The following is a 23552-nucleotide window of genomic DNA, read 5'->3' as shown; positions in this document are numbered from 1 at the left end:
GCTCTGGCGTCCGTTACTGCAGCGCGAAGCGCTGGCCTTTCGCGAGTGGCGCACCCGCGAGGAATTCGCGCACGGGCAGACGCTTGCCGCCCGGTTTCTGGAGAATCGTGAGCTTGAGCGCACCGCGGCCGCACATCACGACGATGCCTTCCGGCGATACCTCCGCGATCACGCCCGGCTCGCCCGCGCCAGCGACGGCCTGCGCCGCCCAGATCTTGATGGCGGCGCCATCGAGCGTGCCCGACGCACCCGGGAACGGATCGAACGCGCGGACTTGGCGCGCGAGTTCTTCCGCCGGACGGCGCCAGTCGAGCGCCGCTTCGTTTTTCGCGATTTTCTCGGCGTAGGTCGTGCCTTCATCCGGCTGCGGCGTGGACGGCAGCGCGCCGTCGCGTTCGAGATCGCGCAGTCCAGCGACGATCAGTTCCGCGCCCATTTGTGCGAGCCGGTCATGCAGCGTCGCGGTGGTGTCGTCGGCGAGAATCGGCGTGCGCGCTTCGCGGATCATCGCGCCGGTGTCGAGGCCGGCGTCCATCTGCATCAGCGTGATGCCGGTTTCTTCATCGCCCGCTTCGATCGCGCGATGGATCGGCGCGGCACCTCGCCAGCGCGGCAGAAGCGACGCGTGAATGTTGATCGCGCCGCGCGGCGGAATATCGAGCACCTCCTGCGGCAGGATCAGACCGTAAGCCGCGACGACCATTACGTCGTGCGGCGTGGCCTTCAACAGGTCGATTGCTTCGGCCGCCTCCTGCGGATACTTTCCCGCGCGACGCAGCGAAGTGGGTTGCGCGACCCGGAGGCCATGCTCGACGGCGAAGCGCTTCACCGGACTCGCCGCCAGCTTCATGCCGCGTCCGGCGGGCCGGTCCGGCTGAGTCAGAACGAGCGGCACGGAAAAACCGGCCGCCTGAATGGCGGCGAGCGCGGCGGCAGCAAATTCGGGCGTTCCGGCGAACACCACGCGCAGCGATTGAGTCATTGGTTACAGCGCCTTTTCCAGCTTCTTCATCTTGCCGCGAATGCGCGTCTGCTTGAGCTGCGACAGATATTCGACGAACACATGCCCAGCCAGATGATCCATCTCATGCTGGATGCACACCGCGAGCAGGCCGTCGCAATCGAGTTCGAAGGTCTCGCCCTTCTCGTTCAGCGCCTTCACGCGCACCTTGTCAGGGCGCTCGACGAAATCGTAGATGCCCGGCACCGACAGGCAGCCCTCTTCCCATTCCTTCTTTTCCGCGCTCGTCCAGACGAGTTCCGGGTTGATGAAGACCATCAGTTCGTTGTGCTCGTCGGAGACGTCGATCACGATCACGCGCTCGTGCACGTCCACCTGCGTCGCGGCGAGGCCGACGCCGGGCGCGGCGTACATCGTCTCCGCCATGTCGGCGACGAGCTTGCGGATGCGGTCGTCGACCACGGCGACGGGCTTCGCCACCTTGTTCAGCCGCTTGTCCGGGTAGTTGAGTATCTTGAGCAGAGCCATGATTCGGATTGTCTACGCGCGCCGTGACGCGTGTGAATCGGCCATTTGGCCAGGTTGCGGGTGGTTGGCGGCATGCCGAAGATATGCGGGCGAATCCAGTGGATTCAACGCCGCCGGCAAGCGGCCATTGGGCGTCGCTTCGGGCCTTTGGACCAAGGCCGGGCGACGATTCTTTATCTGTTCCGGATCAAAAATCTTAACATGACGACCGCCGCACTGCCGACCGGGGAAGCCGCCTCCACACTCGATGCCGAAGAACTGCGCGCCTGGCTGCGGCTCGCGCATGCCAAGGGCTTGCGGCCGCTCGCGCTGCGCACGCTGCTCGGCGCGTTCGGCGGGCCACTCGAAGTGTTGACGGAGAGTTTTGCATCGCTCACCGAGGCTGCGGACGCCAGCGCCGCCGAGGCCGTGCTCGCGCCGCCGCCCGATATCGAAAGCGTCCCGTTCGGCGACTATATTGAAGCGGCTCTGATATGGGCGTCGGAACCCGGGAATCACATTCTGACCCTCGCCGATTCCGCCTATCCCCAGGCGCTGCTCACCATGCCGGACCCGCCGCCGCTGCTCTACGCGAAAGGCCGGCTCGACTTGCTGCAAATGCGCGCGGTCGCGATCGTCGGCAGCCGGCACGCCACGCCGCAAGGGCTCGAAGATGCGCGGCGCTTCGCTCGCGTGCTGTCGGATGCCGGCATCGTCGTCGTTTCGGGTCTCGCGCTCGGCATCGACGCATCCGCGCATCGAGGTGCGCTGGAGGGTGCCGCCGGCACGCTCTCGGTGATCGGCACGGGCGCGGATCTCGTGTATCCGGCGGCGCATCACACGCTCGCGCATGAAATCGCCCGCGACGGCGCGATTCTCTCCGAATGGCCGCTCGGCACGCCCGCGCGCTCGGCCAACTTCCCGCAGCGCAACCGCCTGATCGCGGGCCTGTCCTGCGGCGTGCTGATCGTCGAGGCGGCCATGCGCTCCGGCTCGCTCATCACCGCTCGTCTCGCGAACGACATGGGGCGCGATGTTTTCGCGATTCCCGGCTCGATTCACGCGCCGCTTTCGCAGGGCTGTCATCGGTTGATCAAGCAGGGGGCGAAGCTCGTCGAGACGCCGGAGGAAGTCCTCGAGGAGTTCGGTGTCCCGGCCAGAAGCGCGACATTGGCCGGGACGGCCAGGAAACGTGCGGAGCCGCGTCCGGCCGGCGTGTCATGGGCATCGGCGGCATTGTCCGATTCCGCCATGTGCGGCGATGCCGGCCGCGTGCTCGATGCGCTCGGTCACGCGCCCGCCACGCTTGAAATTCTCGCCGCGCGCACCGATCTGGACGGCGCGGCGCTCCAGGGCGCGTTGCTGCAACTCGAGCTTTCGGGGCATGTGGCCGTGCTTCCTGGCGGCCGCTACACGGCGGTGGAGCGCTCATGAAGCTGCGTCGTGCTACATTCGCGGAAAAATGAGCCGTCCCCGCAGTCGATACCGAAAAGGATCCCGCACCGCCATGTCCGCGTTGAATCTCGATACCGATGCCGATCGCATCGCGGAGCGCATTGCCGTGCCCGGCACGCTGTTCGTCGCCTGCCTGTGCGCCGAATGGTGCGGGACTTGCCGCGAATATCGCGAGGGCTTCGACAAGCTCGCGGACGCGCATCCGGATATCTGCTTTGCGTGGATCGATATCGAGAATCACGCCGACCGCTTCGATGACCTCGACGTGGAAAATTTTCCGACCATCCTGATCGAGGATTCGGTGACCACGCGCTTCTTCGGCACGGTGCTGCCGCAGGCGTCCATCGTCGAGCGGATGCTGACGGATCTGACCGCGCTGCCGGGCATGGTCGGTGCGCCGAAACTGCGCCCGGCGCTTGCTGCGGCTTGATCGCGGCGCGTGCGAAACACGCATTTGGCCCCGTTCGAAGCGCGCGTCGCCGACCACATATTGAAACGCCCGGATTCGCGCTTCGGCGCCCACCGCGCAAAGCCTGTGCTATAAAGCGGACGTTAAAGCAGTCCAAACCGGGCCGCTGCCAGTTCCCAACTATATTGAGTCATGTCCAAAGCCCTGATCATCGCTGAGAAGCCCTCCGTCGCGAACGACATCGCGCGTGCGCTGGGCGGCTTCACCAAGCATGACGAGTACTACGAGAGCGACGACTATGTGCTCTCCTCCGCGGTCGGCCACCTGCTGGAGATCGCGGCGCCGGAAGAGTACGACGTCAAGCGCGGCAAATGGAGCTTCGCCAACCTGCCGGTCATTCCGCCGCATTTCGACCTGAACCCGATCGCGAAGAGCGAATCGCGCCTGAAAGTCCTGACGAAGCTGATGAAGCGCAAGGACATCGACCGCCTCATCAACGCATGTGACGCGGGGCGCGAGGGCGAGCTGATCTTCCGCCTGATCGCGCAGCACGCGAAGGCGAAGCAGCCGGTCCAGCGCCTGTGGCTGCAATCGATGACGCCCGCCGCGATCCGCGAAGGTTTCGCGAATCTGCGCAGCGACGCCGACATGCAGCCGCTCGCCGATGCCGCCCGTTGCCGCTCGGAAGCCGACTGGCTCGTCGGCATCAACGGCACGCGCGCGATGACCGCGTTCAACAGCAAGGGCGGCGGTTTCTTCCTGACGACCGTCGGCCGCGTTCAGACGCCAACGTTGTCGATCGTCGTCGAACGCGAGGAGAAAATCCGCCGCTTCGTGCCGCGCGACTATTGGGAAGTGCGTGCCGAGTTCATCGCCGCGAAAGGGCTGTACGAGGGCCGCTGGTTCGATCCGAAGTTCAAGCGCGTAGAAAACGACCCCGAGCAGCGCGATTCGCGCCTCTGGAGCCTCGCGGCAGCGGAGTCGATCGTGGCGGCGTGCCGCGGCAAGACCGGCACCGTCACCGAGGAATCGAAGCCGTCGACGCAAATGTCGCCGCTCCTGTTCGACCTGACCAGCTTGCAGCGCGAAGCCAACAGCCGCTTCGGCTTTTCGGCCAAGAACACGCTCGGCCTCGCGCAGGCACTGTATGAAAAGCACAAGGTCCTGACCTACCCGCGTACCGATGCGCGCGCGCTGCCCGAGGACTACTTGAATACGGTCAAGGACACGATGACCATGCTCAAGGAGAGCAACAACTATCTGCCGTTCGCCAAGCAGGTGCTCGACAAAGGCTGGGTGAAGCCGAACAAGCGCATCTTCGACAACTCGAAGATCAGCGATCACTTCGCCATCATCCCCACTTTGCAGGCGCCGAAATCGCTGTCCGAGCCGGAGCAGAAGCTGTACGACCTCGTCGTGAAGCGCTTCCTGTCGGTGTTCTTCCCGGCTGCGGAATATCTCGTGACCACGCGCATCACCGAAGTCTCGGGGCATCACTTCAAGACCGAAGGCAAGGTGCTCGTCGAGCCGGGCTGGCTGCAGATCTACGGCCGCGAAGCCGCGGGCGAGGACGGCAATCTCGTGCCGGTGCAGAAGGACGAAAAGGTCGATGTCGAGAAGGTCGCGGCGCAGGGTCTCGTGACCAAGCCGCCCGCGCGCTACAACGAAGCGTCGCTGCTTTCCGCGATGGAAGGCGCCGGCAAGCTCGTGGAAGACGAAGAATTGCGTGACGCGATGGCCGCGAAGGGCCTCGGCACGCCGGCGACGCGCGCGGCGATCATCGAAGGTCTGCTCGGCGAAAAGTACATGGTGCGCGAAGGCCGCGAACTGATCCCGACGGCGAAGGCGTTCCAGTTGATGACGCTGTTGCGTGGCCTGGGCGTCGAGGAACTCACCGCGCCCGAGCTGACCGGTCAATGGGAGCACAAGCTTTCGCAGATGGAGCGCGGCAACCTGCATCGCGATGCGTTCATGCAGGAAATCGCGCGCATGACGCAGACCATCGTCAAGCGCGCGAAGGAATACGACTCCGACACGATCCCCGGCGATTACGCGACGCTCGAAACGCCGTGCCCGAATTGCGGCGCGCAGGTGAAGGAAAACTATCGCCGCTTCGCGTGCACGAAGTGCGAGTTCTCCATTTCGAAGATTCCGGGCGGACGCCAGTTCGAGATTCCGGAAGTCGAGGAACTGCTGCGCGAGAAAACCATCGGGCCGCTGTCGGGCTTCCGCAGCAAGATGGGCCGTCCGTTCTCGGCCATTCTCAAGCTCGCCCTCGACGACGAGATCAAGAATTACAAGCTCGAATTCGACTTCGGCCAGGACAGCGGCGGCGAAGACGGCGAGCCGCCCGACTTCTCGGAGCAGACGCCCGTCGGCGCATGTCCGAAGTGCCAGTCGCGCGTGTTCGAGCACGGCATGAGCTACGTGTGCGAGAACTCGGTGTCGAACCCGAAGACTTGCGATTTCCGCTCGGGCAAGGTGATTCTCCAGCAGGAAATCGCGCGCGAGCAGATGGAAAAGCTGCTGAACGAAGGCCGCACTGATCTTCTGACGAACTTCAAGTCGTCGCGCACCGGACGCAACTTCAAGGCGTTTCTCGTGAAGCAGCCGGACGGCAAGATCGGCTTCGAGTTCGAGAAGAAGGAAGGCAAGCCGGCGGCGAAAACGGCGGCGAAGCGCGGCGCGGCAGCGGAGGCGCAAGCCGACAGCGGCGATGAAGCCGGCGATAGCGATGTCGCCGTAGCCGCCAAGACGACGTCCGCGAAGACCGCGGCGAAGAAGGCGCCCGCGAAAAAGGCCGCGGTGAAGAAGACCGCGGCGAAGAAGTCGAGCTGATCCTTTTTTCCAGGCCGTAAAGAAAAACCCCCGCGAAGCGATTCGCGGGGGTTTTTCATTTGCTCATTTGCGCTTCGCGCGAGCCTTTCAAAACGGCGATGCCGCCGGCATGCGCCCTCGCGTTCGCGACGGTTTCGAAAGCTTCGGCGCCAGTTCGCCGTCGATAGGACGCGAGCGCGGCGCGGGCGCCGCGTCTTCATCGGCGTGCTCGTAGTGGGCGTGCGCAGCCGGCGCGGGCCTGCCGCGGCCATCGCGAATCCACTGCTCGCTCACCTGATGATTCGGCGTCTGGCTGAAATGCTCGACGAGGTGATCGATGAACGTGCGCACCTTCGCCGGCAAATGACGGCGGCTCGGATACGCGACGTTGATCTCGACCTGCGGCAACTGATAGTCGCCGAGCAGGCGCACGAGCTGGCCGCGCGTCGTGTCGTTGCCGATCAGATAGCTCGGCAGAATCGCGATGCCCATGCCGAGCAGCGCGAACTGCCGCAGCATTTCCGTGTTGTTCGCAATGATCACGTTCTGCGGCCGCACGCGCACCTCGCCCTCCGGACCGGTGAACACGCGCTCGTCGCCCCAATATTCGGACGGCAGGCTCAGGCACGGATGCTCGAGCAGATGCTCGGGACGCGTCGGCGTGCCGTGCTTTTCCAGATACGCGGGCGTCGCGCAGACGGTCATGCAACCGGTCGTCAGACGCCGCGTCACGATGCTCGCGCTCTTCACCTGACGCGCGATAACGATGCCGACATCGAAACCTTCCTCGACGAGATCCACCTGACGGTCGACCAGCGTCACGTCGGGGACGACCTTCGGATAACGTTGCGCGTAGGTCTGGAGGACCGGCGCGAGATTGTGCAGCCCGAATACCACGGGCGCGACGATCCTGAGCGAACCGAGCGGTTCGTGATTGCGCGCCACCACCATTTGTTCGACGTCTTCAAGCTCGTCGAGAATTTGACGGGCCCGCTCCAGATAGACCTGACCGGACTCCGTGAGCGAAAGGCTGCGCGTCGTGCGGTTGAGCAAGCGCGTGCCGAGGCGGCCTTCCAGGTCCGCGACGTGGCGCGTCGCCACCGCATTGGAGATGTCCATCGCGCTCGCGGCCCGGGCGAAACTCCCGAGATCGGCGACGCGGACAAACACTCTCATCGACTGCAAATGATCCATAAGACAACTCCTGCCGCTAGACGGCTCGAATTCTGCTGCAAAGCAATTCAGGATTATCCTAGGACCGGGGCAATCATGCAGAAGTTGCCGCTAGGCACGAAAAAGTCGAAAAAAATCTGGCAGTTAGGCCGCTTACGCCGATGAAAGATCACCGATTGTTGCGTTTTACACAACACAAGGATCAGCCTACGCCGATAGGCGAAACTTCGAAAAGCACTGGCGGCAATGATTTTGGCGGTGTAGGCAAGAAAAAACGGGCCCGTTCGCACGGGCCCGTTTTTTTCGGGATTGATTCAGTTTTCGTCATCAATCCGCTGTGGCATCACGCCGCAAGACGTTTCTCCATGCCCGCTTTCGCCTCGGGCAAGGCTTCCGGCAGGCCGTGCTTCAGCTTTGCGAAGAGTTCGGCGTGCAGCGCCAATTCGTCGCGCCAGGCCGTGTCGTTCACCGAGATGACCTGCTCGAACTGCTCGCGCGTGAAGCCGAGGACTCCCCAGTCGATGTCCTCGTAGCGCGGCGAAATGCCGAACGCGTGCTCTTCGCCCTTCGCCGTGCCTTCGACACGACCGATCATCCAGTTCAGCACGCGCATGTTCTCGCCGAATCCCGGCCAGACGAACTTGCCGTCGTCGCCCTTGCGGAACCAGTTGACGCAGAAGAACTTCGGCGCCCTCGCGTTCGCGGATTCGAGACGCTCGCCCACCTTCAGCCAGTGACCGAAGTAGTCGGCCATGTTGTAGCCGCAGAACGGCAGCATCGCGAACGGATCGCGGCGCACGACACCTTGCTGGCCGGCCGCGGCGGCGGTGGTTTCCGAGCCCATGGTCGCCGCCATGTAGACGCCTTCCTTCCAGTTGCGCGCTTCGGTTACGAGCGGCACGGTGTTCGAGCGGCGTCCGCCGAAGATGAACGCGTCGATCGGCACGCCCGCCGGGTTCTCCCAGTCCGGATCGATCGACGGGCACTGCGAAGCCGGCGCCGTGAAGCGCGCGTTCGGATGCGCGGCCTTCGCGCCGGTTTCCTTCGCGATCGCCGGCGTCCAGTCGCGGCCTTGCCAGTCGATCAGATGCGCGGGCGGCGTGTCGGTCATGCCCTCCCACCAGACATCGCCATCGTCGGTCAGCGCGACGTTCGTGAAGATCACGTTTTCCTTCAACGTGGCCATCGCATTGAAGTTGGTCTTTTCGCTCGTTCCCGGCGCGACGCCGAAATAGCCCGCCTCCGGGTTGATCGCGTACAGGCGGCCGTCGCGGCCCGGCTTGATCCACGCGATGTCATCGCCGATGGTCGTGACCTTCCAGCCGTTGAGATCGCTCGGCGGAATCAGCATCGCGAAGTTGGTCTTGCCGCACGCGGATGGGAACGCCGCCGCGACGTGATACTTGCGGCCCTGCGGCGACGTCACGCCGAGAATCAGCATGTGCTCGGCGAGCCAGCCTTCGTCGCGCCCCATCGTCGACGCGATGCGCAGCGCGAAGCACTTCTTGCCGAGGAGCGCGTTGCCGCCGTAGCCCGAGCCGAAGCTCCAGATCTCGCGCGATTCCGGGAAATGAACGATGTACTTCGTATCGTTGCACGGCCACGCGACGTCCTTGCGGCCATCGGCGAGCGGCGCGCCCACCGAATGCACGCACGGTACGAACGCGCCGTTTTCGCCGAGCACGTCGTACACGGCGCGGCCCATGCGCGTCATGATGCGCATGTTCGTCACGACATACGGACTATCCGAAAGCTCCACGCCAATATGCGCGATCGGCGAACCGAGCGGGCCCATCGAGAATGGCACGACGTACATCGTGCGGCCGCGCATCGCGCCGTCGAACAGGCCGTCGAGCGTGACGCGCATTTCCTGCGGATCGATCCAGTTGTTCGTGGGGCCGGCGTCTTCGCGGCGCTGCGAGCAGATGAAGGTGCGGTCTTCGACGCGCGCCACATCCGAGGGATCCGAGCAGGCCAGGAAGGAATTCGGGCGCTTCTCGGGATTGAGCTTCTTCATCGTGCCGGCTTCGACCATCTGTGCGCAAAGCCGGTCGTATTCTTCCTGCGAACCGTCGCACCATTCGATGCGGTCCGGCTTGGTCAGAGCCGCGACACGCTGCACCCATTCGATGAGTCGTCGGTGCCGGACATAAGCCGGCGCTTCGATTTCGACGGCGCTTTTATCGTTGTCTTCGACTACTGCGGGCTGGTTCATCGAGTTGTCTCCGTTCTTCTGCAATGAAAAACCTTTCGCCCATCGACGCTGCATGCGAGAGGCGTTTGCGACTCGAACCGCCGGGCGCTTTCGTGCAGTTGTGATGCGCTCTTTCATCGCACGAAAAGCGGTTCGCGAGCCAATGCGGCGTCACGGACATGAATTCTTTACACAGCAAACCGTACCTTTCGCGGCTTGCGTCGCAAAGGAACAAACTGTTAAAAAGAGATACTAAGTGGCCTGTCTCCTCGCGGATTACCGTGTTTTCCGCTAGTTGCGCAGAATTTCTTTATTCTGGCGCGGACACACGAGGCTCCCGAAAAATGGGGAGTCAAGCATAACACCGCATCGCCTGAACCATGTGATGCAGCGCAATAACTCGGAAAAGAGCGCAATTTATCGGTATTTACCCGAAGTTAAGTGCTCTATTCTCGCGCCCGATCAAAACGCAGCACGTTTGATGCCTAACAAAAGCCAATCAATGCCCATGAAAATCGCCATTCTCGACGACTACCAGGACGCCGTCCGGAAGCTCGATTGCTTCCATTTGCTCGATGACCATGAGGTGAAAGTCTTCAATAACACGGTGCGTGGTCTCGGACAGTTGGCCAGCAGACTTTCGGAAGTCGACGCCCTCGTGCTGATCCGCGAACGCACCCGCATCAGTTCGCAATTGCTAGACAAATGCCCCAAGCTGCGCATGATCAGCCAGACGGGACGCGCAGGCGGCGGCCACATCGATATCGATGCGTGCACGGAGCGCGGCATCGCGGTGCTGGAGGGCACGGGCTCGCCGGTTGCGCCGGCCGAACTGACGTGGGCGCTCATCATGTCGGCGCAGCGGCGCATTCCGCAGTACGTCGCGAATCTGAAGCAGGGCGCGTGGCAGCAGTCGGGGCTGAAGACGTCCGCGCTGCCGCCGAACTTCGGTCTCGGGCAAGTGCTGCGCGGGCAGACACTCGGCATCTGGGGATACGGCAAGATCGGCAAGCTGGTGGCGGGCTACGGCAAGGCGTTCGGCATGAACGTGCTCGTCTACGGGCGCGAGCACTCGCAGAGCGCGGCGCGCGAGGATGGCTTCGCCGTCGCCGAAAGCCGCGAGGCGCTCTTCGAGCAAAGCGATGTGCTCACGCTGCATCTGCGCCTGACCGATGAGACCACGGGCATCGTCAAGCAGGACGATCTGATGCGCATGAAGCCGACCGCGCTCTTCGTCAACACGAGCCGCGCGGAATTGCTGGAGGAGAATGCGCTGCTCAACTCGCTGCATCACAACCGGCCGGGCATGGTCGCGGTCGATGTCTTCGAAAGCGAGCCGATTCTGCAAGGCTACGGCCTGCTGCGCCTCGAGAATGTGATCTGCACGCCGCACATCGGTTATGTGGAGCGCGAAAGCTACGAACTCTACTTCGGCGCGGCGTTCAGAAACATCCTCGCGTTCGATGCGGGCGATACGTCGAGCGTCTTCAACGAAGAAGCGCTCCAGCACGCGCGCCGCCGTTGAGTTTCGCCGGCGTCAGAGCGTCGAGATTTCGATCGACGGTTCGCAGCGCACCGGAAAATTCACCGAGTTCGCGATGAAGCAGAAGCGGTGCGCCTCTTCGTGAAGGCGCGTCGCGAGACCGGCGTCGCCGCCTGCGCCGATTGTCACGCGCGGGCGCAGCAGCACATCGACGAAGCGCCCGTCTCCCTTCGACTCTTCCTGCATCGTGCCGATGGCTTCATCGACATAGCCCGTCACGACGATCTTGTTCGTCGCGCACAGATGCAGATACCAGAGCATGTGGCACGACGACAGCGATGCCACGAACAGTTCTTCAGGATTGTGACGGGCGGGATCGCCGCGGAAAGCCGGATCGCTCGATGCTTCGATCGCGGCCTTCGTGCCGACGCGCACGAGATGATCGCGCGAATAGGCATCGTAGGCGGAGGTGCCGGAGCCGAGATTGCCGGTCCAGTCGACGGTCAGTTGATACGTGTGCTTCTTCGCCACGGTCTGCTCCTCAAGCGAGATGCGCTGCGGTCTCCATCAGACGCGGAAGGCGCTCGAGAAAATCCTCGCCGTCCGCGCGGCCCAGGTCGTAAGCATGTTGCATTTGCGAGGGGCTCGTATAGTCCCAGCTCGAAATCGGCACCTTGCGCGATGGCTGAATGTAAATGCGCTGCTGCTCCGCGTGCGGCACGACAAACATGCGCTCGCGCGGATAGAGGCGCGTGACCATCACGAGGACGAGGCCGGGCGATGCATCGAGTGCGGAGACGGGCACGTTGTCGACCATGCCGCCGTCGAGGACCGGGCGGCCGTTGCGTCGGAGGATCGGCGTGAAAGGCGGCGTGCTCGACGATTGCAGGATCAGATCGGCGAGATCTTCGATCGTCTCGCATTCCTGCGCCTTCACGAATTCCGGATGAAAACCGAGCGCCTGGCCGAGCGTCGGGTGCAACGTCTTGCGCACGTACTTTTCGATGTTATACGCGATGAGCCCCGCCGCCACCGCGCTGCGGGCACCGAGCCAGCGCGGCAGATGCGACACGCCGATGCGGATTTCAGGCGCTTTCGCGAGATCGTGGAAGCGCTCCGCGAAGATGTCGAGCAGCGCCTGACGATAGATGCGGTAGTGCGGAAACACCGATTGGCCGCGCAGCAGGTTGCCCCAGTAGGCGTTGCGGGTGTTGTCGCGCAGGACGTGGGCGTAGTAGTCCATGACCCGGCGCGACTCGTTCGTGTAGAGCATGCAGGCCGTCGCGGCGCCCGCCGATATGCCCGCGATGATGCGCGGCCGGAGATTCAGTTCCGGCTGGATGACGTCCCAGAAACCGGCTTGCCACCAGCAGCGGTTCCCGCCGCCGGCAAATACGACCTGGTCGAACATTTATTTATTGATGAGCGCGTAGGTGGTTGTCGCGTGGGCGGCGAGTTCGCCCTGGTCGTCGTGCATGTCGATTTCGCCGAAGACGAGGTTGCGGCCGCGACGCTGGATGTGCGCCGTGATCAGCACGTCGCCTGTCTTTACCGGGCGCATGAATGTGGTGTTCAGCGAGACGGTGGTCATTGGCTGGAAGCCGCCGAGGACGTGAGAAATGGCGACAACCATTGCGGTGTCCGCTGCCGCCATGAAAACTTGCCCGCAGATGACGCCGCCCGCGTGGCGCAGGTGATCGGAGTACGGCAGGCGCAGCGTGACGGCCTTTTCGGCGATGGATTCGGGCGCGAGGCGCAGCTCCTTGACCCACGGGGCGAGGATGCTGTCGAGCAAGGCGCGGATGGCGGTTTCGTCCATGGTGCTTTCTGGGATTGTTCTTGCGTCGGGGGCGTCGCGGTCGCGAAGGATGCGCCATGATACCGGGCTGCCGCGTGACCGGAGATGCGCCCCGTTTGAAGGTTTCGTCAAAAATCTAAGAATTTTCCGCGCGGGGGCTTGCGCTGCTGCAAAAGCTCCCGCTATAATTTCGCTTCTGTTGGGGCGTTAGCTCAGTTGGTAGAGCAGCGGACTCTTAATCCGTAGGTCGAGTGTTCGAGTCACTCACGCCCCACCAACAAATTCAAGCACTTAGCCCGGTCACTGCGACCGGGCTTTTTGCTTTCTGGATTCCATGTAGGCACTGTGTAGGCAAAATCGGGCAACGTCGGGCGCTCTGGATTCGCGTTTGCCTTTCGAAGAAGGTTCGCTGGCCGCCAAGACAAACTTTGACACGGCTTTAGAATCGGCGGCGCGGGGCCGTATCGTATTCTGTTGAGTCCGGCGCGTGGTGCGTTGGAACAGGTTTGACAGCCTGTCGACGTTTCTCCTACCCGTGACCGCCTACGCAATGTAGGCGGCGCGCAATGCTGTACCCCGCTCGCCGCTTGACCATCGGCGTAGCGGCGCTTGTGTTCGCCTATGGGCGGGCCGTGGTGGGGGAGCCGAAAGGCTCGCCGGTAATGGTAGTAACGTCCCGGTCTGTCAACCCTGCCACTGTGCCCGCCCGCCCCTTCTTTTGAATGGGGCGGTTCTGGGCATTGCACAGGAGCGAGACATTGGGCAATCGAGAAGTCCTTACGGCCACGGGTGCAGTAAAAATCGACCATCGGCTAAGCCAAATCGCCGTAACCATCAAACGAGCGCAAGAAGCGATTGCGCATCACAAGCGAACGCTCTGCGACGAACAGGCGGCGCGGCTCAATGCCATTGAGCTCAGCTTGGCCGGTACACTGGTGAGCGCAAAATTGTCCATGCGGCTTTTCCAATCAGTACGTCCCTTCCTACGTCCGATGGATGCCGCCGAGCAGCGGCTAGTCGAAGAACTCGTTGATAGCGGCGTTACCCCGGACGGATACACGCCGCCACAGCAGCAACCGTAATGCGACACTACAGAGAATCAAGCAGGTCTGTCGGCTGGCGCAATTCCTCCAGTTGCCGCTTCACGTAGGCGGATAGGACCACCCGCAACCGGTCTGCATCGCCGATAGCCAACTGCGCCGCCACCAACGGCGCGATTCTGTCCGGCCACGCCAGCCACGACTCGCGGAACGCACACCAAGTATTGTCGAGAAATGATTCCGCAACGTCACGCTCAATGTACGCGGCGACCTTGGTTTCGTAGTCAAGCCTTGCGAGTTCGGCTCGCCAAATTGCCTGCTCCGTCAGTGCGTCGTGGTAACTCAAGTGCGGCAATTCAGTAGCGCGCCGCCGAACGTCGACACCGTTCGCGCGTTTAAGCGTGCCCAAGCGGGCACGCCACGTGGTTCCCGCAAACCGTGGGTTAAGCGAGCCGTCAGGGTAGGGAATGAGGCGTCCTTGCCTAACCGCGCGCCGCACCAGCGTTTCCGAGCAGCCGTCACGCCGTGCGAACTCGCGCATTGACACGCCACGCCGTTTCACCTTGTGCGTCATGCGAACACCTCTCAACATTCGTAGCTAGCCAGATTTCGCGGGTTCACTCCTCCGCAATGACACCATATGACGGAAGGACCCAACGCGCCGCCGCGTTCAGCCTTCTTGCAAGCGAAGCGTTTCATTTTTCAGACCGCCACACTGTCGACCTTGGCGGCCTTCGCGGTTTAGGTCTGGTTCGGGCGCTCCTCCCAACCCGCAAACTCACGCGGTTAGCGAAGACCGCCACCTAACTCGAAGACCGCCACCTCAAAGTGTTTAGCGGTCTTCGCTTTCGCCGTGGCGGTCTTCGGAGGGAAGAGACCACATCCATCCGTCATTCATCCCTGCCTTGCGAGCTTCGACGCCAAGATCACGTTTTGCACGCTCAATAGTCCGCCACGCATAACCCGCTCCGCGTGCGTCGGCCTGAATTTGCTTCACGCGGACAGCGCCATCCGAAAGCAGCGACCGTAGAAACCTCGCCGCGTCGTCGCGCTCGGTGCGCTCTCTTTCGTCGTCAGGATCGCCCTCAATGTCGCCTAGGATCGTGCGAGCGCTTCCCTCGATTCGCCCACCCCATACGACGCGATTCGACACAATGCCCGGTTGCGCCTCGGCGCGTTCGAGCGTGTAGGCGAACCCGCCATCATCCGGCGCGATGTTCGACTTGGCGCGCGCCAGAATGCGGCGTTCCGCGCCCTCGTCTTTTGCCGTGACCAGCACCATGCGCGCGAGCGCGCCGAACGCTTGAGAGCCGATCACGCGCTCCGTAGGCGTCCTGCCTTGCGTGCCCTTCGAGAAGTGCGAAATACCGATGACCGCACAGCCGTGCGCCGCCGCCAGATCGACCAGCGGTTGAAGATCGCGACGAACATCGTTGGCGCGATGCGCATCGCCGCTTACCGCGCTCAATACCGGATCGACGACTAGCAGCCGCGCGCCGCCCATGTCCGCAATGCGCTCGTTCAGCATCGGCATGTCGCGCCCCGGATCGAACGCAATCAGTTCGCCGTCCGTGCTTGCCACGTTGCGCACGAAATGCACATCGTTCAAATCGGCATCGGCAAGTATCAGGCGCGGGACGATGGTATCCGCCGGGTCATCTTCGCCCGACCATATCAGCACGTTGCCACCGTTGACGCACGCGCTTCCATCTGGCCAGCGACCGCCGCACGAGACCACGGCAGCAAAGGTCAGTGCCAGCGTCGTCTTTCCCGTGCCCGCCGCGCCCGCGAGAATCGTCAACTTGCCCGCCGGGAGCCAATCCGGCCACAGCCACAAAATGGGCTCGGGTCGCACGTCCGCAGCGCATTGAAGGATCACGCCGTGCGCCGCTGTCGTGCTCGCGTGCTTGCTATTCTGGGACGTTGTTGCGTGCGCGCTGCGCCTTGCGTCCGCCTTAGTCACGCGCTGCTTGGCAGCGTCGATCTGGTCGCGTCGAGCATCGTCAATATCGAGCAGGTTCGTGTAGCGCGCTAGGCCGTCGCCGTTGTGCATATCACCTCCAGCTTTCGAAGCTCGCCCCGTGACGCGCGCTGTTCGAGTGCGTCCCATAGACTGCGGCGAGCGTACTCCTCGACCCAACCGCGATAGTTGCGCCATTCCTCGGGGGTCATGCACTGCTCGCAGCGCTGCAACTCCCGCGCAATCCGGCGCTCAAACCATGCGCGCAACGCCTCACTCCCTAAGCGGCGCGTCTTCTGCACTTCAATCGGTCGCCGTTGGCCCATGCCACCTCCGTCAAAACAGGGAGGACGCGGGGAGCGGTTCGACTCGCTCGCTTTTCGGCTTAGGCGCGCGCCCGTCCGAACTGACTAAATCCAGATAGGCCACAGGCACAAGGTCATTCTTGGGCGTCGCTTCGCCCTTACGTTTTTCGAAAGCCAATTCGACAAAGCCGTTCACGCCGTGGTCGTCGAGGATGCGAACAACGCTCCCCCTTGCCCCGGCGTACTGGCCGTCTTTCACGCAAACCCGTTGTTCCAGAAATGGATGGAGGATCATGATTGGCCTCCTTCCAACAGGCGGCGAATATCGGCGGCAGACCATACAAGCCGCCGACCGACGCGAACCGGACGAATCGGCCCGGTTTCGTATGCTGCCCAGCGCCGCAACGTCTGTTGCGCAAGACGTAGCGCCGACGCAGCCTCGGCAGTTGTCAGACCGGGCTCGATGCCGCGCGCGATAAGCACGGCATGGTTCGTCTGTATTGATCTATCGGTTAGCATCGTCGTTCTCCCACCCGCACAGCGCGGACTGTTGATTGACGATGCTTATTTAACGCCGGAAGGTATCAACTCCCACAAGGTGTCACCCTTCACCTAAGTTGGGTGAGGAGCCTCAAGCAGAGCCGTGTTTCTTTTGATCGGCTATCGAGCCTTGGTCGCGCAGCCGCTGCCATGCATGATCGAACGCACTCGCCGAAAGTGAAAGCCGCTCCCTAACCTTCGCCTTAACGCCTCTCTTACCGCTTTTCGGCGTAGGCAGGGCGAGCGGATTAATACCAAGGTCTTCGAGTTCTCGAAGAATCGCGCGCTCGTTCTGACGCGATACCGGCACGGCTCGTTCTCGCTTCGCTTTTGTTTCCGCGAACGTCACATTCCAACCTTCTGTGCGCAACCATGCGGCCACGTCCGACGCAAGGAAATGCGTTCCCATGCCCAATTCCACGCCGATTGTTCCGGCCTCAACAGTCAGACCGCTTTCGTATCTCACGCGCAACTGACCAGCGTTGACGGCATTGATTATCCGGAGGAACCAGACCATGCCTAGGTTCGAGTTGGGACCGGTCAGCGCGTCCGTTGTTTCCGAAAGACTCATGAGACACTGCGCCGGAGGAAGACACAACGTCAATTCGATAGGTGCGCGCGCAGTATCATCGGGATCAGCCACTGCAACCTCCATCAAGGCGGCATTGGTTAGGCGTCACGCATCGCGGGAGCGATGCGCGCCGCCGCTTCTGCTTACTATTTCACGGCATGCAGCGCCGATTTCGTCTCACTGGCTACAAAGTCCACGGCAGCCTGTCCGAGCATCCATGCTTCGATTTTGTTATGCCACATGCGCAGTAGATCAAGCGGGCGGCGGCGGTAGTGCTTTTCGGCAATCGCGCTCGGCTTGTGGCCTTGAATCTGCGCAACCACACCAACTGGCACTTCGCACCATTCCGACAACGTCCCGAACGACCGGCGTAGGCCATGCAAGGAGATATGCGGCAGACCGGCGGCGCGCAGCATTTTGGCGTGCGCAATGCGCGGCTCTGCCAGCTTGCCGTCCTCGGATAATGGACTACTGAAAACCCATCCGTTACGACGTGGCAGCGCGGCCAGCAGCGACGCGACGTATGGCGTAAGCGGAATTACGCGCCCCTCGCTTTCCACCTTGTCACTCAATGACAAGCTACCCCATTGAAAATCAACGTCGGTCCACCGTAGCGCGGCCAACTCCTCACGGCGCGGTCCAGTCAAAAGCAAGGTTTGCAAATAGGCCGAAATAACCGGGTTGCCGATCTGACGCACACCCGCGAACCACACGCGCAATTGTTCGCGTTGCAGGCAGTCGCCATCCTTCGCTTTAGGTCTTGCCACCGCGTCTTTCACTACACGCGCCTTATATACCTCTGCGGGGATCAGTCCGCGATACTTCGCCGCCGCTTGTTCGTGACCCTTCTCATCGTCGTGCTCGTCGCACCAACGAATGAAGGCGCGCAGCAGCCGAAAAGCGAGCGCGGACATTGTGGGACGGTCCGCACGGTGCGCATCGAGCCATTGCGCTATCCGTTGGCTCGATAGCTCGGAGAGACGAAGCGGCATCAACTCGGCCAGCGGCCCCGCCTGAGTAAGCCCCTTACCGCGCTTCTTCGGTTCGCCGCCCTTCGCCGCCAGACGAACATGGTCGTCCATGTGGCGCGCGCCCCATGCTTTGTCAACGCCGCGCCGCTGGCGGCCCGCTTGGAACTCCAGATAGGCCGCCCATGCTGCGCCAACCGTAGCTTCCTTCCGTTGTTCGAAATCGCGCTTCGCATCAGCGGCGGCGCGGTTCTGCGCCTCCTGCTCGCGCGGGTCTGTACCTTTGTCGAGGAGAACGCGAAACGCTTCCGCTTGCTTGCGGGCGTCTTCGAGTTTCCATGTGCTCGGCTCGCCAATCGTCAAGCGCACGGTGCGCCCGTGCAAGCGGCTCTCCAGAATGTAGGAGCGCGCACCTGCTGCCGTTACACGAAGGCCGAAACCGCGCGTCTTCGCGTCGAAGACGATTGTTTGCTTCTTTCCGGGATCGCATTGAAGCGACGCCACGCGCGCCGCCGTGAGGTTTGTCTTTGCCATCATTCGCCTGTGACTCGAACCGTGTAGGCACGGTGTAGGCAAATTTTAGGCGAATCAGGCAACATCGAGCAACATGATAATCCGTGGGTATACCCATTATCACCATGTTTTTTAAAGAATTTTTACTGCCTACACAACTTCAAGCAACGTCATGAAACACAAAAACGCAAGGACTCTTAATCCGTAGGTCGAGTGTTCGAGTCACTCACGCCCCACCACCAGATTCGAAGGGCTGCGCATCGCGCAGCCCTTTTTCGTTTCCGCCGTATTTCTGCTTCAGACCACCTCCGCCCCGCGCGCCGTCAACAGCTCCCGCAGCACCGAGCGATGACACCGCGCCTCATCCTCGCAATAGCACCCGACTGAAAAATTCGTCTGATGCGACAACGCCGCCAGTAAATCCAGCGTCTTGCTCGCATCCGATTCAGCCATCTCCGCCTTGAACTTCTTCACGAACGCGCCCCACTCCTTATCGCTTTCGGCGTGAAGAGCTTCGGTCACCAACTCCTGCGTCGGCGAAAGCACCGGATACCACACGTCATAAAAATCGCGCGTCGCGAATTCGGACTTCGGCACGCCGCGCGGCGGACGCCGCACCGTCCCGACACGCAGCCCCTCATCCTTCGCGCGCGGCGTCCCCAGTCTCACGATTCGAATAGTCATCCACCGGTCTCCTCTAAGGCTCGTCTGCACAGCATAACCGCTGACATCGCTTTGAAAGCTCCCGCGACCTCGCTCAGCGAAAACTCAAATCTTCCCGTATTGTTTCGGATTATTCTCCTTCCGCTTACATCCGAAAGCCCGCCGTGCCCACCGAAGAACACCGCCACACGCCGCCCCGCGATCCCGACTCGCCGATGACCCCGCTCGAGCGCCGCGGCATGGCCGCGATCCTGCTGTCGGTCTCGCTCGCGACGCTCGATACCGCCATCGCCAACACCGCGCTGCCGGCCATCGCTGCCGATCTGCACACGACGCCCGCCGCGTCGGTCTGGATCATCAACGCGTATCAGCTCGCGATGGTCGCGACGCTGCTGCCCTTCGCGGCGCTCGGCGGGATCCTCGGGCATCGTCGCGTGTATCTCGGTGGCCTCGTCGTGTTTCTGATCGCGTCCGCGGTGTGCGCGCTCTCGTGGTCGCTGCCGACGCTAGTCGCCGCGCGTCTGCTGCAAGGCCTCGGCGCGAGCGCGATCATGAGCGTCAACGCGGCGCTCATCAGCGCGATCTTTCCGCCGCATCGGCTGGGGCGCGGCGTCGGGCTGAATGCGCTCGTCGTCGGCATCGCGTTCGCGGTGGGGCCGACGGTCGCGTCGATCGTCCTCTCGCTCGGCACGTGGCCGTGGCTCTTCGCGGTCAATCTGCCCGTCGGCGTGTTCGCGTTGATGATCGCGTGGCCGTCGCTGCCGCAGACGAAGCGCGCCGAGCATGGCTTCGACCGCATCGCCGCGCTGCTCAACGTCGTCACGTTCGCTGCGCTGATCTTCGCGCTCGGCGAAGCGGCCCAGCGCGCCGCGACGCACACCGTGCTCGCGTCGTTCGGCGTCGCGCTGATCGCGGGTGCGCTGCTGCTGCGACGTGAACGCGGCCATCCCGCGCCAATGCTGCCCGTCGATCTCTTTCGCCGCCCGATGTTCGCGCTTTCGACGATGACCGCCGTCTGCTCGTTCGCCGCGCAAGGGCTCGCGTTCGTGTCGCTGCCGTTTTTCTTCGAGAGCGTGCTGGGCCGCAGCCAGGTCGAAACCGGATTTCTGATGACGCCGTGGTCCGCGCTCGTCGCGCTGATGGCGCCGATCGCGGGACGCTTGTCAGACCGCCATGCGCCCGGCTTGCTCGGCGGCGTCGGGCTGGCGATTCTGTGTGTCGGGATGGTATCGCTCGCGATGCTGCCAGCAGAGCCGCATGTGCTGGAAATCTGTATCCGCATGGCAATCTGCGGCGCGGGCTTCGGCTTCTTTCAGTCGCCGAATCTGAAGGCGTTCATGTCGAGCGCGCCGCGCGAGCGCAGCGGCGGCGCGAGCGGCACGATTGCGACGTCGCGCCTGATCGGGCAGGCGACGGGCGCGGCGCTCGTCGCGCTGTGCTTCAGCATCGCCGGAAAGCATGGGCCGACGCTCGCGTTGTCGATCGGTGCGGCGTTCGCGGGCGCGGGCAGTATTGCGAGCGGCCTGCGGCTTGTGAAGCGCAGTCCGTCGAAGGCCGCGCCCGACGCAATCGCGGGCGAGCCATCGCGGAAAGCCTGACCCTTACATGCGCCGCACTTTGACTTTGCGGCCTTTCAGCTTGCCCGCGCCCAGTCGGCGCACGGCATCATCGGCGATATTCCGTTCGACGGCCACGTACGTGACCATGTCCATCACGTTGATCTTGCCGATCTGCTTGCCGTCGTAGCCCGCTTCGCCGGTGAGCGCGCCGAGCACGTCGCCCGGACGGATCTTGTCCTTGCGGCCGCCGAGGATTTGCAGCGTCGCCATCGGCGGCTTCAGATGGCCCGGTTCCGCCGATGTCAGCTCGGCCAGCGGATGCCATTCCACTTCCGCGCGCAGCGACTCTTCGATCGCGCCGACGCGCCCCATCTCGTCCATGCTCGCGAGCGACAGCGCCCAGCCCTCCTCGCCCGCGCGCCCCGTCCGTCCGATTCGATGCACGTGTACTTCGGGGTCCGGCGTCACATCGACATTGATGACCGCTTCGAGTTGCGCGATATCGAGACCGCGCGCGGCGACATCGGTCGCGACGAGCACCGAGCAGCTGCGATTCGCGAACTGCACGAGCACCTGATCGCGCTCGCGTTGCTCCAGTTCGCCGTGCAAGGTCAGCGCTTCGAAGCCTTGTGCACGCAGCACGTCGAGCAGATCGCGGCATTGCTGCTTCGTGTTGCAGAACGCGATGGTGCTCACCGGCCGATAGTGATCGAGCAGCAAGCCGACCGCGTGCAGGCGCTCATCATCCTCGACCTGATAGAAGCGCTGCTTGATCTTCGCGTTGCTGTGCTGCTCGGTGAGCTTGATCTCGCGCGGATTGCGCAGGAACTGCTGGCTGAGTTTCGCGATGCCTTCGGGATACGTCGCCGAGAACAGCAAGGTCTGGCGGTCCTTCGGGCACTGGCGCGCCACGGACGCGATGTCGTCGAAGAAGCCCATGTCGAGCATGCGGTCGGCTTCATCGAGGACGAGCGTGCGGACCGCGTCGAGCGCGAGCGTTTCGCGCTGAAGGTGATCCATGATGCGCCCCGGCGTCCCGACGATGATGTGCGCGCCGTGCTCCAGGCTCGCGACCTGCGGACGCATCGGCGTGCCGCCGCATAGCGTCAGCACTTTGACGTTTTCTTCCGCGCGCGCGAGGCGGCGGATTTCCTGCGTGACCTGATCGGCGAGTTCACGCGTCGGGCAGAGCACGAGCGCCTGCACCGCGAACCGGCTCGCGTCGAGTTTGGAGAGCAATGGCAGCGTGAACGCCGCGGTCTTGCCGCTGCCGGTTTTCGCCTGCGCGATGAGATCGTGGCCCGCGAGCGCGGGCGGCAGGCTCGCGGCCTGGATCGGCGTCATCGACAGATAGCCGAGTTGCTGCAGATTCGACTGCATCGCCGGCGAGAGCGGCAGGCTGGTGAAGTTCGTATCGGTCGTCATGGCGTTAGCGCTTGCCGTAGGGCGGGATTTCGGTGACCTGCTCGTACGTGGTTTCGCCTTCCTTTGTCTGGTGGCGTGTCACGTAGTTGCGCGCGCCGCACATCGGACAGCGGAACAGCAGGCCCTGGCCCTCGTTTTTGATGACGACGTCCGATAGCTCCCACGCTGCGCCGCAGGACTGATTTCGACAGGTGAACATGTTCGTATTTCTCTGGTTTCGTGGCGCGATCGTGCGCTCAAAGGCGAAAGTGTACGCGTGTCTCGTGTCCGCGCGGTCGGAGCAAGTCAGCAAGAAATGCTAAAGCGGCTCGTGCTACTTTGCTTGCATCGAGATTGTCGGGGGACAGACGATGAGCAGCAGGCTCTACGAAACACGGCTCGCGCGCGTGGTCGCGCATATCCACGATCATCTCGACGACGAGCTGGATCTCAATCGGCTCGCCGAGGTGGCGTGTTTGTCGCCGTATCACTGGCATCGGATTTATCACGCGTTTTACGGCGAGACGGCGGCGGCGACCGTGCGAAGGCTGCGCTTGCATCGGGCGGCGAATGCGCTATTGCAGGGTTCCGTGCCGATCGATTCGATTGCCGAGCGCGCCGGGTACAGCAGCGTGCAGGCGTTTTCGCGGGCGTTTCAGGCGAGTTACCGAATGGCGCCGGCGCAGTTTCGCAGCGAAGGCGGCGCTTCGATGTTTATTCCTTTGGATGGGATTCGATCAGGAGATACGGCAATGCATCAAGTCGATATTCGTACTCAGCGTGGCTTTACTGTCGCGGCAATGGAGCATCGCGGCTCGTATATGAACATCGGGCGGGCGTTCGAGATGCTGTTTCATTGGCTCGCGACGCGCGGGCTTGTCGATCCGCGGGCGCGATCGCTCGGAATTTATTTCGATGATCCGGCGGCTGTGGCCGAAGATGAGCTGCGATCGATGGCCTGTTGTGAGTTGTTCGAGCCGGATGCGGTGAAATTCGAGGCGCCGGTGTCGCGTATGGAAGTCGCGGGTGGCGAGTTTGCGGTGCTTACGCATGTCGGGCCGTATGCGCAGCTTTGCTTCGCGTATCAGTGGCTTTATGGGGAATGGCTGCCGAAGTCCGGACGCGAGACGGGCGAGGCGCCCGTGTTCGAGGTCTATGTGAGCGATCCGAGGGAGACCGCGCCGGCGGATCTGGTGACGGAAATCTGGTTGCCGTTGAGGGAAGCGGTGTGA

The 23552-nt window shown here is 62.9% G+C and carries 23 protein-coding genes and 1 tRNA gene; 8 read left to right on the top strand and 16 right to left on the bottom strand.

What is annotated here, in order from left to right; genetic code table 11:
• Positions 1 to 13 precede the first annotated feature (13 nt).
• Together fmt and def are read right to left on the bottom strand one after the other, a co-directional pair.
• A complete protein-coding gene (fmt, locus tag AC1Z32_RS13900) occupies positions 14 to 982 on the bottom strand; it encodes a methionyl-tRNA formyltransferase (protein ID WP_483479202.1) in 969 nt (322 codons plus the stop codon).
• 3 nt (positions 983 to 985) lie between these two features.
• Complete coding sequence (gene def / locus AC1Z32_RS13895; protein ID WP_062601484.1) at positions 986 to 1489, bottom strand: peptide deformylase; 504 nt, start codon at positions 1487 to 1489, stop codon at positions 986 to 988.
• A gap of 201 nt (positions 1490 to 1690) precedes the next feature.
• Here def and dprA point away from each other — a divergent pair, with 201 nt between their 5' ends.
• From dprA to AC1Z32_RS13880, 3 genes are all read left to right on the top strand, one after another.
• Positions 1691 to 2902, top strand: coding sequence for a DNA-processing protein DprA (gene dprA / locus AC1Z32_RS13890; RefSeq protein WP_483479201.1), 1212 nt, complete (start codon positions 1691 to 1693; stop codon positions 2900 to 2902).
• Between the two features lie 73 nt (positions 2903 to 2975).
• The gene (locus tag AC1Z32_RS13885; RefSeq protein ID WP_483479200.1) at positions 2976 to 3353 is read left to right on the top strand and encodes a thioredoxin family protein; all 378 of its coding nucleotides are present in this window, start codon (positions 2976 to 2978) and stop codon (positions 3351 to 3353) included.
• A 171-nt stretch (positions 3354 to 3524) separates the two neighbouring features.
• Positions 3525 to 6170: a DNA topoisomerase III gene (locus AC1Z32_RS13880; protein ID WP_483479199.1), complete on the top strand. Its 2646-nt coding sequence runs from the start codon at positions 3525 to 3527 to the stop codon at positions 6168 to 6170.
• 87 nt (positions 6171 to 6257) lie between these two features.
• On the opposite strand, the gene AC1Z32_RS13875 is transcribed toward AC1Z32_RS13880, so the two are convergent.
• Together AC1Z32_RS13875 and AC1Z32_RS13870 are read right to left on the bottom strand one after the other, a co-directional pair.
• A complete protein-coding gene (locus tag AC1Z32_RS13875; protein ID WP_483479198.1) occupies positions 6258 to 7343 on the bottom strand; it encodes a LysR family transcriptional regulator in 1086 nt (361 codons plus the stop codon).
• A gap of 322 nt (positions 7344 to 7665) precedes the next feature.
• On the bottom strand, positions 7666 to 9537 hold the full coding sequence (locus tag AC1Z32_RS13870) for a phosphoenolpyruvate carboxykinase (GTP) (protein WP_483479197.1): 1872 nt from the start codon (positions 9535 to 9537) through the stop codon (positions 7666 to 7668).
• Between the two features lie 487 nt (positions 9538 to 10024).
• Here AC1Z32_RS13870 and AC1Z32_RS13865 point away from each other — a divergent pair, with 487 nt between their 5' ends.
• Positions 10025 to 11041 carry a D-2-hydroxyacid dehydrogenase family protein gene (locus AC1Z32_RS13865; protein WP_483479196.1) on the top strand — a complete coding sequence of 339 codons (1017 nt, stop codon included), beginning with the start codon at positions 10025 to 10027 and terminating at the stop codon, positions 11039 to 11041.
• A 12-nt stretch (positions 11042 to 11053) separates the two neighbouring features.
• Here AC1Z32_RS13865 and AC1Z32_RS13860 read toward each other — a convergent pair whose 3' ends face one another.
• From AC1Z32_RS13860 to AC1Z32_RS13850, 3 genes are read right to left on the bottom strand one after another with little or no spacing between them, the layout of a single operon-like run.
• Positions 11054 to 11530, bottom strand: a complete 477-nt coding sequence (locus AC1Z32_RS13860) for an OsmC family protein (RefSeq protein WP_483479195.1) — start codon at positions 11528 to 11530, stop codon at positions 11054 to 11056.
• Positions 11531 to 11540: 10 nt separating this feature from the next.
• Positions 11541 to 12410: a patatin-like phospholipase family protein gene (locus tag AC1Z32_RS13855; protein WP_483479194.1), complete on the bottom strand. Its 870-nt coding sequence runs from the start codon at positions 12408 to 12410 to the stop codon at positions 11541 to 11543.
• Positions 12411 to 12818: a PaaI family thioesterase gene (locus tag AC1Z32_RS13850; protein WP_483479193.1), complete on the bottom strand. Its 408-nt coding sequence runs from the start codon at positions 12816 to 12818 to the stop codon at positions 12411 to 12413.
• A 180-nt stretch (positions 12819 to 12998) separates the two neighbouring features.
• Here AC1Z32_RS13850 and AC1Z32_RS13845 point away from each other — a divergent pair.
• Both AC1Z32_RS13845 and AC1Z32_RS13840 read left to right on the top strand, forming a co-directional pair.
• Positions 12999 to 13074 (top strand) — tRNA-Lys (locus tag AC1Z32_RS13845).
• A gap of 481 nt (positions 13075 to 13555) precedes the next feature.
• Positions 13556 to 13879, top strand: coding sequence for a hypothetical protein (locus AC1Z32_RS13840; RefSeq protein ID WP_483479192.1), 324 nt, complete (start codon positions 13556 to 13558; stop codon positions 13877 to 13879).
• Between the two features lie 7 nt (positions 13880 to 13886).
• On the opposite strand, the gene AC1Z32_RS13835 is transcribed toward AC1Z32_RS13840, so the two are convergent.
• The 7 genes from AC1Z32_RS13835 to AC1Z32_RS13805 all read right to left on the bottom strand — a co-directional run bounded on the left by AC1Z32_RS13835 (position 13887) and on the right by AC1Z32_RS13805 (position 19378).
• Positions 13887 to 14411, bottom strand: a complete 525-nt coding sequence (locus AC1Z32_RS13835; RefSeq protein WP_483479191.1) for a hypothetical protein — start codon at positions 14409 to 14411, stop codon at positions 13887 to 13889.
• 258 nt (positions 14412 to 14669) lie between these two features.
• On the bottom strand, positions 14670 to 15890 hold the full coding sequence (locus AC1Z32_RS13830; protein ID WP_483479190.1) for an AAA family ATPase: 1221 nt from the start codon (positions 15888 to 15890) through the stop codon (positions 14670 to 14672).
• Positions 15891 to 16133: 243 nt separating this feature from the next.
• Positions 16134 to 16397 (bottom strand): hypothetical protein, encoded by a 264-nt coding sequence (locus AC1Z32_RS13825; protein ID WP_483479189.1) that lies wholly within the window; start codon positions 16395 to 16397, stop codon positions 16134 to 16136.
• Entirely contained in the window at positions 16394 to 16621 is a 228-nt protein-coding gene (locus AC1Z32_RS13820; protein WP_483479188.1) for a helix-turn-helix domain-containing protein, read from the bottom strand. Before AC1Z32_RS13820 ends, AC1Z32_RS13825 begins: the two co-directional genes overlap by 4 nt.
• A 112-nt stretch (positions 16622 to 16733) precedes the next feature.
• Positions 16734 to 17285: a hypothetical protein gene (locus tag AC1Z32_RS13815; protein WP_483479187.1), complete on the bottom strand. Its 552-nt coding sequence runs from the start codon at positions 17283 to 17285 to the stop codon at positions 16734 to 16736.
• A gap of 74 nt (positions 17286 to 17359) precedes the next feature.
• Positions 17360 to 18715: a tyrosine-type recombinase/integrase gene (locus AC1Z32_RS13810; RefSeq protein ID WP_483481627.1), complete on the bottom strand. Its 1356-nt coding sequence runs from the start codon at positions 18713 to 18715 to the stop codon at positions 17360 to 17362.
• 276 nt (positions 18716 to 18991) lie between these two features.
• Positions 18992 to 19378, bottom strand: coding sequence for a DUF488 domain-containing protein (locus AC1Z32_RS13805; protein ID WP_483479186.1), 387 nt, complete (start codon positions 19376 to 19378; stop codon positions 18992 to 18994).
• A 194-nt stretch (positions 19379 to 19572) separates the two neighbouring features.
• Between AC1Z32_RS13805 and AC1Z32_RS13800 the strand changes: the two genes are divergently transcribed.
• A complete protein-coding gene (locus tag AC1Z32_RS13800; protein WP_483481626.1) occupies positions 19573 to 20955 on the top strand; it encodes an MFS transporter in 1383 nt (460 codons plus the stop codon).
• A 3-nt stretch (positions 20956 to 20958) separates the two neighbouring features.
• On the opposite strand, the gene dbpA is transcribed toward AC1Z32_RS13800, so the two are convergent.
• Entirely contained in the window at positions 20959 to 22341 is a 1383-nt protein-coding gene (gene dbpA, locus AC1Z32_RS13795) for an ATP-dependent RNA helicase DbpA (protein ID WP_483479185.1), read from the bottom strand.
• A gap of 4 nt (positions 22342 to 22345) precedes the next feature.
• Entirely contained in the window at positions 22346 to 22540 is a 195-nt protein-coding gene (locus AC1Z32_RS13790; RefSeq protein ID WP_062601496.1) for a hypothetical protein, read from the bottom strand.
• 151 nt (positions 22541 to 22691) lie between these two features.
• Between AC1Z32_RS13790 and AC1Z32_RS13785 the strand changes: the two genes are divergently transcribed.
• Positions 22692 to 23552, top strand: a complete 861-nt coding sequence (locus AC1Z32_RS13785) for an AraC family transcriptional regulator (RefSeq protein WP_483479184.1) — start codon at positions 22692 to 22694, stop codon at positions 23550 to 23552.

Source organism: Caballeronia sp. 11_S32, assembly GCF_056930355.1.
Note: the sequence above shows the minus strand (reverse complement) of the source record. Positions and strands in the feature narration are given on the sequence as shown.

Coding starts and splice junctions, on each gene's coding strand:
- AC1Z32_RS13810 (WP_483481627.1), bottom strand. CDS start 18,715: ATGGCAAAGACAAACCTCACGGCGGCGCGCGTGGCGTCGCTTCAATGC.
- AC1Z32_RS13820 (WP_483479188.1), bottom strand. CDS start 16,621: ATGCTAACCGATAGATCAATACAGACGAACCATGCCGTGCTTATCGCG.
- AC1Z32_RS13865 (WP_483479196.1), top strand. CDS start 10,025: ATGAAAATCGCCATTCTCGACGACTACCAGGACGCCGTCCGGAAGCTC.
- AC1Z32_RS13805 (WP_483479186.1), bottom strand. CDS start 19,378: ATGACTATTCGAATCGTGAGACTGGGGACGCCGCGCGCGAAGGATGAG.
- AC1Z32_RS13885 (WP_483479200.1), top strand. CDS start 2,976: ATGTCCGCGTTGAATCTCGATACCGATGCCGATCGCATCGCGGAGCGC.
- AC1Z32_RS13855 (WP_483479194.1), bottom strand. CDS start 12,410: ATGTTCGACCAGGTCGTATTTGCCGGCGGCGGGAACCGCTGCTGGTGG.
- AC1Z32_RS13830 (WP_483479190.1), bottom strand. CDS start 15,890: ATGCACAACGGCGACGGCCTAGCGCGCTACACGAACCTGCTCGATATT.
- AC1Z32_RS13825 (WP_483479189.1), bottom strand. CDS start 16,397: ATGATCCTCCATCCATTTCTGGAACAACGGGTTTGCGTGAAAGACGGC.
- dbpA (WP_483479185.1), bottom strand. CDS start 22,341: ATGACGACCGATACGAACTTCACCAGCCTGCCGCTCTCGCCGGCGATG.
- AC1Z32_RS13850 (WP_483479193.1), bottom strand. CDS start 12,818: ATGGACGAAACCGCCATCCGCGCCTTGCTCGACAGCATCCTCGCCCCG.
- AC1Z32_RS13880 (WP_483479199.1), top strand. CDS start 3,525: ATGTCCAAAGCCCTGATCATCGCTGAGAAGCCCTCCGTCGCGAACGAC.
- fmt (WP_483479202.1), bottom strand. CDS start 982: ATGACTCAATCGCTGCGCGTGGTGTTCGCCGGAACGCCCGAATTTGCT.
- AC1Z32_RS13785 (WP_483479184.1), top strand. CDS start 22,692: ATGAGCAGCAGGCTCTACGAAACACGGCTCGCGCGCGTGGTCGCGCAT.
- dprA (WP_483479201.1), top strand. CDS start 1,691: ATGACGACCGCCGCACTGCCGACCGGGGAAGCCGCCTCCACACTCGAT.
- AC1Z32_RS13800 (WP_483481626.1), top strand. CDS start 19,573: ATGACCCCGCTCGAGCGCCGCGGCATGGCCGCGATCCTGCTGTCGGTC.
- AC1Z32_RS13790 (WP_062601496.1), bottom strand. CDS start 22,540: ATGTTCACCTGTCGAAATCAGTCCTGCGGCGCAGCGTGGGAGCTATCG.
- AC1Z32_RS13835 (WP_483479191.1), bottom strand. CDS start 14,411: ATGACGCACAAGGTGAAACGGCGTGGCGTGTCAATGCGCGAGTTCGCA.
- AC1Z32_RS13870 (WP_483479197.1), bottom strand. CDS start 9,537: ATGAACCAGCCCGCAGTAGTCGAAGACAACGATAAAAGCGCCGTCGAA.
- def (WP_062601484.1), bottom strand. CDS start 1,489: ATGGCTCTGCTCAAGATACTCAACTACCCGGACAAGCGGCTGAACAAG.
- AC1Z32_RS13875 (WP_483479198.1), bottom strand. CDS start 7,343: ATGGATCATTTGCAGTCGATGAGAGTGTTTGTCCGCGTCGCCGATCTC.